This window comes from Escherichia sp. 93.1518 (assembly GCF_013368915.2).
GTDB classification, from domain to species: domain Bacteria; phylum Pseudomonadota; class Gammaproteobacteria; order Enterobacterales; family Enterobacteriaceae; genus Escherichia; species Escherichia ruysiae.
The window spans coordinates 1-304 of record NZ_JABWMT020000120.1 but is presented as its reverse complement, the minus strand read 5'-3'; the positions used below and the strand labels follow the sequence as shown (position 1 = coordinate 304).

Here is a 304-nt window from a genome sequence, read left to right as displayed (position 1 = left end):
CGACACGGTGGCTTTTGTTTTATCCGCAGACACCGCACGGAAGCTCTTGTCGGTTACGCCTTCCGGCTGGAATGCCACGGTCAGCGTGGTGCTCTGCCCTTTCACTACGGAAGCACTGGCTGGCGTTACCGTCATGCCGGTTGCCGCTGTTACTGTGCTGCGATCTTCAGCCATCGACGGGCGTCCCACATTGGTGACCTTCACCGTGCGGGTGATCACTTCCTTCGCCGTCACCGCCTTACCGATACGGCTGACCCAGCCACGGAACACATCGACCGTGCCGTTCGGGAAGCGGATTTTATAG

1 protein-coding gene is annotated in these 304 nt (G+C 59.5%); it reads right to left on the bottom strand.

The window, feature by feature from the left end; translation table 11 throughout:
- On the bottom strand, positions 1-304 hold a 304-nt coding region (locus HEN21_RS22710; protein ID WP_183082968.1), incomplete at both ends, for a phage tail tube protein.